Source organism: Ruegeria sp. YTSA108 (genome assembly GCF_059610185.1).
On sequence record NZ_JBXWND010000001.1, the window covers coordinates 337,275 to 351,291 of the forward strand.

Below are 14,017 nucleotides of genomic sequence, written 5' to 3' on the forward strand. Positions count from 1 at the left end.
CCGTCCTAACAAGTTCCTGGCGGCAACCCTACACCAAGTTTATGCCCAACGGATCAGTCCAATAATGGCAGAGGTCGCATAGAACGCCTGCAACAGCAAAAACGTCCAGCGCCGATCAATCAATGCCCATGCGGCAAACAGCGCCGAGGACACCAACAGTAGGGAGAATCCAAGAATCTCAGCGCCAATATTCGAAGCAATCAGCAAGGCATAAGCCATAGCCAGAACCGATCCGGTGATCTCAAACAGTGTTGTCAGGCGGCGGTTAGCTGTTCTGTCTTCCGTCATCAGTTACACTTTCCTTTGCCGAAAGAAGAAGACAGCGTCAGCGGACCAGATTTGCATGCCGACTGATGTTCGAAGTCTGTGATATCCTCCGGGTACAGATTGTTCATTTCGAAGCTCCGCGAACATTGTGTTCGCGATACCTAATCTGACATTTGCCTTTGCCGCAAATGAATGATTATCATTCAATGATCAAAATCTGTCATGGGCATTCATGAACGAACGTTTGGAAATAGACGCTTTGCGCGCGCTGCTCGCAATCGCGACCTATGGTGGTGTGACCAGTGCGGCCCGACACCTTGCGCTTTCGCAATCGGCAGTCAGCCATAAGATCGGCCGTTTAGAGCGCGCACTGAATTGCAAACTGCTGACTCGCCGCAAAGGTGCCCCCCTGTTCACCGAAGACGGGCTGCGTCTTTGTGAATACGCCCGTCGAATTACCACTCTGCATGACGAAGCGGTGGCCTCACTTGGTAACAGGCCGCTCACCGGCCACTTGCGGCTTGGCATGACCGAGGATGCGACAACCAGCGGGATCGCCCAAATTCTTGGACGTTTCACGCGGCTGTACCCCGATGTTCGCGTACGAACCCGCACTGGTCAAAGCCTGAATGTTCAGGATTGGTTGAAGGCTGGTGAATTAGACTTGGCGGTGATTCAGATATTTCGCAACGACGTGCAGCCCGAAGATCTGATCCTGTTTCAGGATTCCCTTCATTGGGTCAAATCACCCGACTATCGTCTGAATCTGTCAGAACCGGTTCCGTTTCTGTCCTTTGACACACAGTGTTTCTACCGAAGATGGGGAATGGAAGACAGTCAGCAGCAGGACCACCGTTTTGACAATATCCTGGAATGTCCAAGTGCAGCAGGAATCCAGTCGGCTGTTCGATCTGGGCTGGGCATAGCGCTATTGAACGGGATGCACATTACACCAGACATGGAAGTCATCAACGATGTCTTTCCAAACCCTCCAGAGCTTGCCTATGTCGCACGGGTTCAGATGAACAACCGCAACGCCGTGACAAAAGCCCTGATTGCGGAGATAGCAAAAGAAGTCGAACGCGCCTTTCCCCTGCGCGTAGCAGTTTAGTGGTCAGGTCTTCATTAAACCAAAGCCACTCGACATCCTCTGTCGCCGGCGGTCGATTGACTTGCGAAACGCTGTTTCGCTGACCAGTGACAGCGGAAAAAGAACCCTCTCGCCAACGCCGTCAATCACGGTCAGCTTGCCGCCTCTTTCCTGCGCACGAACGATGTTTTCGAACCCCATGTCACCCACAATGATCCGGCCGCTTTCGAGATCGTCAAACAGTTCCATCAATTCAGCATGAAGACGTTCACGTCCGGCGTGATCCTTGGCCAACGCGACGCGTTCCGAATGCAGGGTTGGCGCAAGATCTCCGTCCGGGCCGGTCAGTTTTTCCACCACTATCGCCGGGCCCGCTGATGTTGGCGCATATCCCATGAATTGCGCCAACCTTTCGATCTCAGGGCATCCACGGTTGAGCGCCGCCAGATATTCGTTTGCTTCGCGGTTCCATTGGCGCAGATTGCCATAGCGCCATTCGGCATAACGCGGCAGAAAATGGCTACGCACAGGTTCGTCCACCCGCACTTTCAGCAGCGCCCCTTCGACCTCGGGGTGCTGATAAATCAGGTAGTTGCGACTTTTTCGCAGGGGTTTGTGGTCGCTCAGGTCAATCATGTCCGGGTGTTCCAACAGGGGTTGGGGTCTGTGTCCTTGAATGCCGGACAGCCCAAGTGGGCGCATTCATAGAATTTTCTCAAACCTGTTACAACTCACCTTTTGATCAGGGCCCCAGATTGGGACGCGGCAAAAGGATAAAGGCCTGGTCACCAGTTGATGCGACAACAGGCGTCGAGACCCAGTCGCCTGGATCGAACGGAGGTGTAATCCCATCGCATCTATCGGGCTGCTTCCAGCACATGATGATCTCGGCCCCGGTCAGATAGTTTAACCGCAACCGCAGCCCCCGTTCGAATTGAACTCTGGCGTCTGCCGCGCCATTCACGCCAAGAAAATGCCCATAGATATATACGGTTTCGACCTGTTCAGGCAGGCTTTGCGCCAATGCGCTCGTTGCTTTTTGCCAAGGCGGGATGAACATAAACGATGTTTTGCCAATGAGCATCAAATTGATCATCAACACGCACATCAACAAGATACGCGAAACACTTAACCATCTTTTTGAAGACTGCAGAAACTGAACCCCACACGTGGTGAGCACGACTCCAAACAAGATCCAAAGCCAGTTCAATGCCCGAACAGGGACCTGCACCCCCGACATAATCGCCTTGAGGATAAGCGGTGCCAGACCAGCAAGTGCAGCCATCAGGATCGCGACGGCAAACATCCGTCTTCGGGTAAACAGGAACCCCCAGGCACCTGCAAATAGGGCCAAGAGCATCAAGCCATAACCGATTGTCCCTCCGCCCATTGTATAGATGATGGATCGGAGGAATACTTTGACCTTGGTAAGGTTCAGCAGCAGGTCATCGACCGAATTTACTTCGTTGGGCCCACGCCATTCAGCAACCGGAATACCAAATATCCCATGATAAAAGTAGTTCAGGGTGTAAACACTCAGCAACGCCAGAACCAGGCTGACAAAGAAAATGATCAGCGTAACAGCGACGCTGGTATAGGTTTTTGGCGCCTTGTTTGACAGCAGGATCAGTGTCAGTAACAGGAACGGATAGGTCGTGTAGGCCATGAAGGATAAGGGCACTGCCACAACCAAAAGGGCCAGCGACACACGATGCGGCAGAAACAGAACTGCCAGGCTGTACAAGGTGATAACCCAGATCCCCGGCAGCAACGTGTTGAACCAGTATGAAATCAGGAATGCTGGAACCGAAAACGCAATGAATAGCGCAAGATAACCTTTGTACCAGATCGGGTCCGAACGCTCCATGATCGCGACTGCCGCCGCAGCCGAGAACAAGCCCCAGGCTATGTTATAGAGATACATGCTTATCTGTGAGGGCCATAGAAATGGCCGGAACTGCCACCAGTAGTTCAACCAACGACCTTCATCCAAGGCCTTGTGGTAGGCAATCTCGGTCCAGCCCAGCAGCGCCGGGAAATCATCATGACGTACGAAAGGGTCGAAAAGCTGTGGCCAATTGATCAAGAACAACGCAGCGATGCAAAGCAGGGACAGAAAAAAAAACTCCTGCCGAGATGTTTTTTCCGTCATGATTTGTCGCCATATGACCTTGCAATAACAGAGGCCCGGACCTGCGCGATAGCGGTGACAGCCGACCGGGGCAAGGCACGCACAACCAGCTTGCGTAGGGTCCAGCCTAAACTGCCGACCTCTTTCAACGCGCCGGGCGCGACTTTGGTATCCAGCACGTCCTGAGACAGCCGGACTGCCCCTGATTGGTTCGCATAGAGGACAGAATTATACCGATACCAGGGTTCGATCGATTGATCCCCGAACATCTCAGGCCGCAAACAATCATAGGCCGTGTATCCCCGTTCAGCGAACAAACCCTGCCAAAAGGACAGGCGCTGTTCATTTATATGAAACTCGCCGCCCTGCCCCGGAACGGCGGCTGAGAACAGGACCAGATCGCTATGTGTGGTCAGGCTCTGAACCAGGCTGGCCGACGCGTCATGCGGCAAGTGTTCACCGACCTCAAGCGACTGAGCCAAATCAAACTGGCGTCCAAGCTCGACCGGTTTGGACAGATCTGCACCGATAAACGCCTCAGCCGGTATCGCAAGCTTGTCACGATCCACATAGTCGCCATCGACACCGGCAATATCCTTGCAACCCGCGGCCTGCCACTCCGACAGCCACACACCCCGCCCGCAGCCAAAGTCCACGACACTGTCCGCAGAGATTTTTCCTAGAAGGCAAGCAATTAGCCTGTTTGCGGACCGCCTGGCGCCCTGGTCAATATAGTCAAAGAACTCGTTTGAATAGATATGCGACATTGCCAATCTCTAGGTTGAATTCTGCGGTTTATAGACCCATAGCCGTAGGAACGCGAAGTTGATCACAGGCAGAACAACTACAACGACAGCGGCCGAGGCAGCTTCGCTCAGGCCAAAACGAGGACCGGCCAGTCCGGTAATCGCAGCTGAAACCAGCAGCCCAATTCCGACCATGCAAAGAAACCGCCCAAACTGTGCAGGAACCACCAGCGCCTGCCCGAAGGTCCAGACTGTTTGCCCAATATATTGGATCAGGATTGCGGACCCAAAAGCCAATGCATTGGCGATCCAAGGCGAATGAAACACGCGCAACAGGCCCAGATAGGCCAGCATGTAGTAACCAGCCACGCCTAAGCCCACGATGGCAAACCGGATTATGCGGCGCCGTTCGCTCATTTCTGCGCGGTCTTCTCTTCTACTATGGTGTCCGAAATCTCTGAGGTCTCTTGATCTACAAAATAGAGTGGTCGGTTTTTGGCCTCGATATACAGACGTCCGAGATATTCCCCCATGATTCCAAGTGTCAACAGCTGGATACCCGAGAAGAAACTGATCACCAGAACCGTCGACGCCCAACCCGCAACCGCGTTGTAAAGGATCAAGGACCAAAAGACGTAGACCGCCATCAGCGCAGCGATAATCAGTGTCAGAAAGGCCATTCGTGTGGCTATCTGCAGCGGTTTGATCGAAAAACTCGCCAGTGCATCAAGCGCAAAGCGGATCATCTTGGACATCGGGTATTTGGTCTCGCCCGCGATCCGTGGGTCGCGGATGTATTCGATCCCGATTTGACGGAAACCAACCCAAGCGAACATGCCCCGAACGAACCGCGCGCGTTCCGGCATACTCAGAACCGCATCCAGCGCCCGACGGCTGACAAGCCGGAAATCGCCCGTGTCATTTGGAATGGGTACGTCCGAAAGCCGGTTCAATATGCGGTAGAAACCATGAGCTGTTACTTTCTTAATCCAACTTTCGCCTTTTCGCTCACTCCGACGCCCATAAACCACATCATAACCCTGATCCATCATCGCCATCATGTCCGACAAAAGCTCCGGCGGGTCTTGCAGATCGGCATCCAACATGAATATCCGCTGCCCTTGGGCTGCATTCAGCCCCGCTGTCAGAGCGATCTGGTGACCGCGGTTACCCGATAGCTTCAAACCGCGAATACGCGGATGAAACTCGCTTTGGGCACAGATTGCGCGCCATGTTTCGTCATTAGACCCATCATCCACCAGAATAATCTCGGATTCGGCGTTCCACTGTTCAGTCGCAGCGATCAGGCGCTCCACCAGTAAGGGGATCGACTCCTCTTCGTTCATGCATGGAATGACGACAGACAGTAACATCTAACCTCCGGGCGCGATTTTACGGCGCACCTATCGCAAAACGGACCAGCCAAGGAATAACGTTCACTTGGCGTTGTAGATGTATTGATATCTCAACAGACGCATCAGCGAACAAGCCGAGCGCCGAGTTTTCACCTGTAGTTACCCAACCGACACAGGAATAGGCCCTACCCAACAGATTGACTGCCTCGCATCCTGAAATTCCCTTGCCTGCAAGAAACAGTAATTCTGGGCCATCTAAATTGGATGAATTCGCTCAACATGGGTTATGTGAATCGCTTACCGAGCCTTTTTTGCTGGGGGGCTCCAAAACAATGTCTGAGATGTGAAACACCTAAGCGTCCAAGACAAGAGCTGGTGTTGTGGCGGAGAGACAGGGATTCGAACCCTGGAGACGGTCTCCCGCCTACACACTTTCCAGGCGTGCGCCTTCGACCACTCGGCCACCTCTCCGTGCGGGCGTTATTTGGACTATCGCCTGGGGATTTGCAAGGCCCGATTAGTGTAAAATTCTCTGGCTCGTTTCAGGCCCGAACTTGCCTCAGGGTTCGTCACCATCACCGTCGGAAAGATCAGCCTCGGTCAATTCGGCGGGCGAAGAGGCCGGGGGCGCTTTTGCCTCTGAAACAGGCTCAGATGGGGGCATTTGCGCGTTATCTGACGATTGAAGAGCCTCGGGGTTTCGCAGCCAGACATCACGCTGAGCAAACGGTATCTCGATCCCCTCTTCGACAAAGCGGCGATTGATCTCATGGTTCATGTCGGACTTCACCGAAAGAACCCAATTCACATCCCGCAAAATGGCGCGGATTTCAAAGTCCAGAGAATCCGCACCGAACCCCTGAAACACAACGTTGGGTGCCGGATTCGCCAATACCATCGGATGTGCGTTGGCGATTTCGCCCAGGATTGTCTCGACTACGCGGGTATCGGTACCATAGGCCACCCCGACCGGGACAATGACGCGTCCGATCGTATTTCCACGGGTATAGTTGGTGACAACACCGCTGATCAGGTCCGAGTTTGGGACAATGACATCTGTTCGATCGAAGGTCTCAATCCGGGTCGAGCGTACCGAGATGTCGCGCACATATCCCATCATCCCGTTTACGTCGATCCAATCGCCTTTTGAGATCGGACGTTCGACCAAAAGAATAATGCCGGACACAAAGTTCGAGACAATGGTTTGCAGACCAAATCCGATCCCGACAGAGAGCGCCCCGGCCACGATGGCCAGGGACGACAGATCGAAACCCGCAACCATGATGGCGACCAAGGCTGCCAGGAAGATACCGACATACCCCGTCCCTGAAACAATCGCGTTTTGACCACCGGGATCAATGCTCGTCTTTGGCAGCAAAGAGGTCCGCAACCCACCCTGCAGGGCGCGTGTCAGTCCGTATCCGATCAGGAAAACCACCAGAAAAGTAAAGAAATTACTGGGCGAGACTGTCACGCCCCCAATGTCGAACCCCAAAAGAAGCCGCGACCATGCCTCTAACAAATCGGTCTCGCGTGCGCCCCAGATCAGCGCCAGAACCGGCAGGGCCAAAATGGCCATGGCAAAGCCAATCAGAACCGAAAACAATGTGTCCCGGGCTGCCTCGCCCTTGCGGGTTATCAATCCGTAAACCGAAGTCAGGAATCGTTGAAGGATGATCAGTGCGGCAATCAGTATCAACGATTTTACCGCTGGAAAAACAATGGCCTCAGCCGCGTTGTTATAACCGATGGCGGCCAGAACCGGGCTGACAACTCCCAACAGGAACAATGCCCGGCGCAAGAATTCGACCAGCTGGATAACCCCGGTTCCACGGGCATTGCCATCAGGTTCTGCCTGCACCTCGGCAAGCCGTATCTGCCGCGCACGCAACAGAACCAGAGCAGTTGCAAGAATAACTGGGAAGCCCACAACTGCGCGCGTCGCATCCGAAGTATTCTCGATCTGTTCGAAAAGGTTCCCAAGATCGTGCAAAATGAGAAAAACGGCAAGCAGATCCAGGTAGATTCGAAGCTCGGTGATCCGCTTTGGCGAGAGCTTTCTGAAACCCTGCGCCTGCTGCATTACATAGACCTGACGACCAATCCAGTCGTAGTACAGAACAATGGCCGCCCAAAACGGTACGTTTTCTATCAGAAGGGTTCCCCGCAATCCCAATATCCCCGTCAAGACGACGGCTTTTACCAGCAACAAAACACCCAGCCATGGCAGAATTATCCGAAACAGCGATGTCAGGAATGTCCATACGCCAGTTCCCTGCCCCCCTATGGTACGCAGATAGTTCCCGGCAGCCTCGGACCAACGTTTTCCATAGCCCAGCAAAACAATGGCCACAAAGACCAGCAAAAGAATTCCAAGCCCCTGTTTGCGAAGCTGCTCATGCACCACGTCTGTTTGGTAGTTCTGCACAGCCTCGTAGAAAAGGCTTCGGCCCGCTTCAGTCAGGTCAACCCAGGCTGGCCGCCAATAGCTGGGGTTCAGTGGCGATGGGCCGCGCTCCAACAGCTCTTTTTTCTGCCTATTTCGCAGGATCTGGTCAATTTCTGCGATCAGTCCGTTGGCGCGACTGAAGGCCTCGTCGGAAATGATATGCGGCACCCGCAGCGCGTTCAGTTGGTTTTCAAGATGTGAACGCAGCGTAGCAATGTCTTCCGGTTCGGTTGCATCACCTTCCGGTCCGGGACCCAAAGCCTTGATCTGGCTTTCCAGGGTCTGGATACGTTCGGTATTTGCACCACGCGCGCTGTTGAAAACATCTCGATAGGTATGAATTTCCGATCGCAGATTTTCCAGCGAAGCGTTCGAGGCCCGATTGGCCTCGATCACATCTTCGGCCCGATCCGCCGTTTTTACCCAACCCTGATAGTAGTCACTTTGCCGATCCGAAAGCTGGGCCGTTGCAGGACCAGACAGAACTGCAAACAAAAGTGAAACAAGGGCCAGAAACAGGCGGACCTGCCGCAACATCATACGTCCTCGAAAACGCCCGGAATGCTACGCGGCGCCTCGGTCATCCAATCAGGAACAGGCAATTCTTTTTCGCGCAGGAATTCCGGGTTGAACAGTTTGGATTGATAGCGCGTGCCATAATCACACAGGATGGTAACAATGGTATGGCCCGGACCCAGATCCTTGGCCAGGCGCACGGCGCCAGCCATGTTGATGGCGGTCGATCCGCCCATGACCAGACCTTCGTCGCGCAGAAGGTCAAAGATATAGGGCAACGCTTCGTTATCCGTCATCTGATAGGCGAAATCCGGTTTGAACCCCTCAAGGTTCTTGGTGATCCGCACCTGCCCAATACCTTCCGCGATCGAGCTTCCCTCCATCGCGATCTCACCGGTTTTGTAATAGGAATACAACCCGGCCCCCATCGGATCGACTAATGCGATCTTGACGCCTTTGGGCTGCAGGGCCTCGGCCACACCGGCCAACGTACCACCTGAACCAACCGCACTGACAAAGCCGTCGACCTTACCGCCGGTTTGCTCCCAGATCTCGGGGCCGGTGGTCTCGACATGGCTCTGACGGTTGGCGACGTTGTCGAACTGATTGGCCCAGATTGCGCCATTGGGTTCCGTCTGCGCCAGTTCTTCAGCTAGACGGCGAGAGTAATGTACAAAGTTGTTCGGGTTGCGATACGGCGCTGCCGGGACCTGAACCAACTGAGCGCCCGCAAGACGCAGCATATCCTTCTTTTCTTCCGACTGGGTCTCGGGGATCACGATCACGGTCTTGAAGCCCATCGACGCCCCGACAAGCGCCAGACCGATACCGGTGTTTCCGGCGGTGCCTTCAACGATGGTGCCCCCAGGTTTCAGGTCGCCCCGTGCTATGGCATCGCGAATGATATAAAGGGCGGCACGGTCCTTGACCGATTGACCAGGATTCATGAACTCGGCCTTGCCAAGAATTTCACACCCGGTTTCCTCACTGATACGGCGCAGCCGGATCAACGGAGTTTTCCCTACTGCGTCGGCAAGGTCTTTCGCAATGCGCATGGCGCCCTCATTTCTTTACGTATCAACGAAGATTTACAGATGCTACGCAACAACCACAAGCCGCGATCACGCCCCACGCAGCCTGTCTCTGTTCCGAGCCAGCCAATGCGCCAGTGACAATAGCGGCAAATCCTTGAACCCATGCCCGTCGACTTGATCCATGAACTGAGCATAGGGAATGATTTTGGTGCGGATATCCTCACCTTCCGAGGCCAACCCGCCATCGTCTATCGTTTTCTCAAGATCGGCCAACCCTACGTAAAGATAGACGTATTCGGTGGACGATCCGCTGGACGAATAGGCCTCTCCGGCAAATTCAAGCGACTTGAGGCTGATCTGGGCCTCTTCCATCGCCTCACGCCGCGCAGCCTGTTGCGGCGTTTCACCGGGGTCAATCATGCCTGCAACGGGTTCCCACATCCACGGCTCGGGGTCTTCGATCAGGAAAACCGGCGTCCTAAATTGTTCAACCAAAAGCACCGCATCACGCCCCGGATCATATGGCAGAACCACCACAGCACTGCCCTGCATCAATCCGTTGCGGTTCAGCACCGACCCCATCGTGCCGTCATTCCTTCGGTGTTGAAGCTGAACCTCCTGCATGCCGAAATAGTCAATATAGGCATGGGTATGCTCGTGTACGATAACATCCTTCTTCGGATCACGCGCGTCACCGGTTCCGCGTTTGCGTGCACCCAGCTTGGCCCAGGCGCGGGTTCGGATCGATGGAAAACTGCGCGCGATCTTGACGGCATCGGCCTTGCCGTAATAGCCCATGACCTCTTGCGCGGCGGTTAGGGTCAGATCCGCCCATGCGTCTGCCCAGTCCTGCAAGGACCATAGCTCACCGGGCGACCACAGGTCAGGCTCGGGAAAGAACACGCTGACTTCGACAACAGAGCCATCGGGCAGTTCAACGGGCTGCAGCTGCAGATCATAATCAAACCCCCCTTCATAGAAAATCAGTCGCCTGAAATCCTCGGGTTCGAGGCCCTGAACCAGAAGGCCATCCGCAACGCCCCCACGTTCTGGCTGGATCATCGGAAATGCCTCGTCGCGCACGCTGTAAACCGCGTGATCCTTCAGCTTGGCCTCTGACAAAGTCAGGCGTGACAGCGGACGGCCAAGCACCAGTTGCAGCAGTGGCAGATGCCGAAGCGTGCCATAGAAAAACAGATCGTTCACAAGGGTATCTCGCGTTGGTATTTGGGTGCTAGCGCCAGCGGCGGCTTGCTTCTTCCGTCGCCAAACCGGCGATAAGAGCGCCAATAGCCAAAGTCCACAGAATTTCCGGAGCTAACAACTGTTCGCCATATCCAACGCCAATCTTGAATATCGCCATAAGGGCCTCGAACGGGCCGTCATAGCGGTGGCGCATGGCCAAGCGGAACATCTCATAGGTGCCCTGAACGAAAAGACCCCAAAACACCAGCGAGGCAATGCCTGTCAGTCCGTTATTGACGGCAGCGGTCCACCCTTTGCCGGTTCGCTTACCCATGATTTTCCAACCACACGCGACCCCAAGGGCCATGTTGACGACAGTGAAGTAGCCATAGCTTTTGCCTTCTTCACCATTTGCTATGATCATGCTGGAAACCAGAAATGCCACCACCGCCAGACAAAGGGCTGCGACAAGACGTGAGGCGCTGGGCATTCTAAAGGTCCGTTTACTAAGTAGGTTTCGCTATGGTGATCTGTGTCACATCACAGTTGCCGGTGTCAAAGGCCGCGCCGCAAGCGGTCAAATAATAATTCCACATGCGGCGAAAACGCTCATCAAACCCCATTCCCGAAATCTCGTCCCATTTGTCATTGAACGTCTCGTACCAGCGGCGCAGTGTCAGATCATAGCTTTTGCCGAATTCTTTTGACTTCACCACGGTCAGACCCGCATTCGCCACCTGCTCCTGCAGAATTGTCGGAGCCGGAAGCATCCCACCCGGAAAGATATATTTCTGAATGAAATCAACACCATTCTTATACACATCCCAGCGATGATCGCCGACGGTAATGATTTGCAACGTTGCCTGTGCGCCAGGTTTTAAGCGATCGCGGATGGTGCCGAAATAGACCGGCCAATATTTCTGACCAACCGCCTCGAACATCTCAATAGAGGCGATCCCGTCATATTGGCCCCGTTCGTCACGATAATCCTGCAGCTTCAGATCAACTAAATCCGTAAGCCCTTGTTTTTCAATTCGTTGACGGGCAAAGCTCAACTGCTCCTTGCTGATCGTCAAGCCTGTGACCCGCAGGCCACGCTCTTTTGCTGCATATTCGGCGAAACCACCCCATCCGCAGCCAATTTCCAGAATATGGTCACCGGGCTTGGCACCCATTTCATCAACCAGACTGGCGTATTTAGCGGTTTGTGCCTTTTCCAAGCTTTCCTGCCCGGTTTCGAACAATGCACTGGAATAGGTCATGGTATCATCCAGCCATAACCCATAGAATTCATTACCTAAATCGTAATGATAAGAGATATTCTTTTTAGCCTGTCGACGGTTGTTTCGATGCAGCCAAAAGCGCAGGCGTTCATAGGCCTGTACCAGAAATTTCCCGGTGAAATCGTCGTACACGGTCTCGGTACCCAGATGCACTAGATCCATGAAGGCACGCAGATCTGGTGTGCTCCAATCGCCTTCCAGATATCCGTCTGAAAACCCCAGCTCACCCTCCCGGATAAGTCGTGCAAATACGTCCGGATTGTGAATATCGACCCGTGCGACAGGCCCAGGGCGTTTGCCTTCGGTGCGAAATACACGACCGTCTGGCAAGGCAATATCAAGCTGCCCCTGCTCCATCTGGTTCAGCATATTCAGAACATGTGCAAAATATCTTGGCAGGTCTGTCTGCCCTTCGATTGTAGTTAGAACCATCCGCTCTCCCCTGTGCGGTTGTTGTAGAAGGCTAAAACGAGTTTGTGTTTCTGGCAAGTTTTCAGTTCTTTACCGGCTTTTTCGGCCCTCATAGGCCGACAAGGCACGCGCGCGCCCTTCGGCCAAACCCACAACAGGGTTTGGGTATGGCGCAGACGGATCAAGACCCCACTTGCAAGGAATGGCTTCAAAATAATCAAGTGCGCTCGAGGGCGGGTTTGACTGTCCTTCGGCCACCCATTTCCGCACATAGTCGCAATAGGGATCATATTTTTTTTGCTGCGCCTCAGGGTTAAATATACGGAAAAACGGGGACGCATCTGGGCCGGACCCAGCAACCCATTGCCAACCCATCGCATTTGAGGCCGGATCCCAATCGGTCAGGCAATCGGAAAACCAGCCCATACCGATTTTCCAGTGCGCCATCAGATGTTTGGTCAAATAGCTGGCGACAATCATCCGGGCGCGATTGTGCATGCGACCTGTGACGTACATCTGTCGCAACCCAGCATCAACCACGGGAATGCCTGTCCTTGCCTGCTTCCAAGCAATGATCTCGGGGCTAGAGACGTTCTGGCCCCAAGGGAACTGATCCCATTCCGGTTTCCAGTTGTTGCTCAACAAATGAGGCGTATGGAACATCAAATGATAGGCAAATTCACGCCAAACCAACTGTCGCAAATAGGCTTGGGTACCGGACATGCCGAACATCTCTGCGCCCTGAAGGGCGTGCCAGACGCTACGTGGTCCAATCTCACCCAGCGATAGATATTCGGAAATGCCCGACGTTCCATCCTCGGCCAGCTGATCCCGGGCTTCGGGATACCCCGAAAGCCGTTCCAAGAACCGATGGAGCGTTTTGAACGCTGAGTCTTCCCCTGGCTGTACATAGCGGGCGCAAACTGATGCCCCGCGGTTCATTCCCGCGGCCAATCCCCACGACTCCAGAGTATCTGTATGCGGCCATTCCTTCGGCGGGGTCAGCGCGGCGGGTCGCGCATGTGGGAATGGAACCTCGCGTTTCTGTACCGATCGCCACATTGGTGTAAACACGCGAAAAGGCGTTCCGGTCTTGGTCTGGACGGTCCAGGGCTCAAAAAGCAGGTGCCCGGAAAACGATTTGGGCTGTACGCCCAGTTTGGTCAGAGCCGTCTTGATCCTTGTATCTCGGGCAATCGTGTCCGGATCGTAAGCCCGAGACCAATAGACCTCGGTGGATCCGGTTTCCTTGATCAGGTTTTGCAGAACCTCCAACGCATCCCCGCGCCGCAAGATCAGACGGCTTCCCAACTGCGCCAACGCACGGTCAAACACCTCCAGGCCCTTGCCGAGGCGCCATTTAGGAGCCGCACCCAAGGCCTGCCCGAGATCGTCGAAAATATACACCGGAATGATTGGCCGCCCCGTTGCCGAGGCAGCGCTGAGTGCAGGATGGTCCGACAGTCGCAAATCCTGTCGGAACCACACAATTATCGGCGGGCTCTTGGGTCCCATGACTGCTCCGTATTGTTTACCTTTCTACGCAGCAG

General features: G+C 54.3%; 13 protein-coding genes and 1 tRNA gene. 1 reads left to right on the forward strand and 13 read right to left on the reverse strand.

The genetic code is table 11. The features are described from left to right. Positions 1–39: 39 nt before the first annotated feature. Positions 40–288, reverse strand: a complete 249-nt coding sequence (locus AC2FHW_RS01730; RefSeq protein ID WP_142634203.1) for a hypothetical protein — start codon at positions 286–288, stop codon at positions 40–42. Between the two features lie 211 nt (positions 289–499). Here AC2FHW_RS01730 and AC2FHW_RS01735 point away from each other — a divergent pair, with 211 nt between their 5' ends. Further along, positions 500–1,378 carry a LysR family transcriptional regulator gene (locus AC2FHW_RS01735; RefSeq protein ID WP_271946738.1) on the forward strand — a complete coding sequence of 293 codons (879 nt, stop codon included), beginning with the start codon at positions 500–502 and terminating at the stop codon, positions 1,376–1,378. A gap of 3 nt (positions 1,379–1,381) precedes the next feature. Here the strand turns inward: AC2FHW_RS01735 and AC2FHW_RS01740 are convergent, their stop codons facing one another. From AC2FHW_RS01740 to AC2FHW_RS01795, 12 genes are all read right to left on the reverse strand, one after another. Further along, positions 1,382–2,059, reverse strand: a complete 678-nt coding sequence (locus AC2FHW_RS01740) for a YrbL family protein (RefSeq protein WP_271946735.1) — start codon at positions 2,057–2,059, stop codon at positions 1,382–1,384. 40 nt (positions 2,060–2,099) lie between these two features. Further along, complete coding sequence (locus AC2FHW_RS01745; protein WP_271946733.1) at positions 2,100–3,509, reverse strand: hypothetical protein; 1,410 nt, start codon at positions 3,507–3,509, stop codon at positions 2,100–2,102. Further along, positions 3,506–4,255, reverse strand: a complete 750-nt coding sequence (locus AC2FHW_RS01750) for a methyltransferase domain-containing protein (protein ID WP_142634211.1) — start codon at positions 4,253–4,255, stop codon at positions 3,506–3,508. The genes AC2FHW_RS01745 and AC2FHW_RS01750 overlap by 4 nt, the downstream gene beginning before the upstream one ends. A 9-nt stretch (positions 4,256–4,264) precedes the next feature. Continuing rightward, positions 4,265–4,651 (reverse strand): GtrA family protein, encoded by a 387-nt coding sequence (locus AC2FHW_RS01755; protein WP_271946729.1) that lies wholly within the window; start codon positions 4,649–4,651, stop codon positions 4,265–4,267. Beyond that, complete coding sequence (locus AC2FHW_RS01760; protein WP_271946727.1) at positions 4,648–5,607, reverse strand: glycosyltransferase family 2 protein; 960 nt, start codon at positions 5,605–5,607, stop codon at positions 4,648–4,650. Before AC2FHW_RS01760 ends, AC2FHW_RS01755 begins: the two co-directional genes overlap by 4 nt. A 363-nt stretch (positions 5,608–5,970) precedes the next feature. After that, a tRNA-Ser gene (locus AC2FHW_RS01765) sits at positions 5,971–6,060 on the reverse strand. 88 nt (positions 6,061–6,148) lie between these two features. Further along, positions 6,149–8,575, reverse strand: a complete 2,427-nt coding sequence (locus AC2FHW_RS01770; RefSeq protein ID WP_496728177.1) for a DUF3772 domain-containing protein — start codon at positions 8,573–8,575, stop codon at positions 6,149–6,151. Beyond that, positions 8,575–9,609, reverse strand: coding sequence for a cysteine synthase A (locus tag AC2FHW_RS01775; RefSeq protein ID WP_142634220.1), 1,035 nt, complete (start codon positions 9,607–9,609; stop codon positions 8,575–8,577). The genes AC2FHW_RS01770 and AC2FHW_RS01775 overlap by 1 nt, the downstream gene beginning before the upstream one ends. Before the next feature lie 66 nt (positions 9,610–9,675). Next, positions 9,676–10,794, reverse strand: a complete 1,119-nt coding sequence (locus AC2FHW_RS01780; RefSeq protein ID WP_496728175.1) for an NUDIX domain-containing protein — start codon at positions 10,792–10,794, stop codon at positions 9,676–9,678. Positions 10,795–10,822: 28 nt separating this feature from the next. After that, positions 10,823–11,263: a TrgA family protein gene (locus AC2FHW_RS01785; protein WP_142634225.1), complete on the reverse strand. Its 441-nt coding sequence runs from the start codon at positions 11,261–11,263 to the stop codon at positions 10,823–10,825. A gap of 16 nt (positions 11,264–11,279) precedes the next feature. Further along, entirely contained in the window at positions 11,280–12,488 is a 1,209-nt protein-coding gene (locus tag AC2FHW_RS01790; protein WP_496677770.1) for a class I SAM-dependent methyltransferase, read from the reverse strand. Between the two features lie 69 nt (positions 12,489–12,557). Continuing rightward, the gene (locus AC2FHW_RS01795; protein ID WP_271946716.1) at positions 12,558–13,982 is read right to left on the reverse strand and encodes a cryptochrome/photolyase family protein; all 1,425 of its coding nucleotides are present in this window, start codon (positions 13,980–13,982) and stop codon (positions 12,558–12,560) included. Positions 13,983–14,017: the final 35 nt, after the last annotated feature.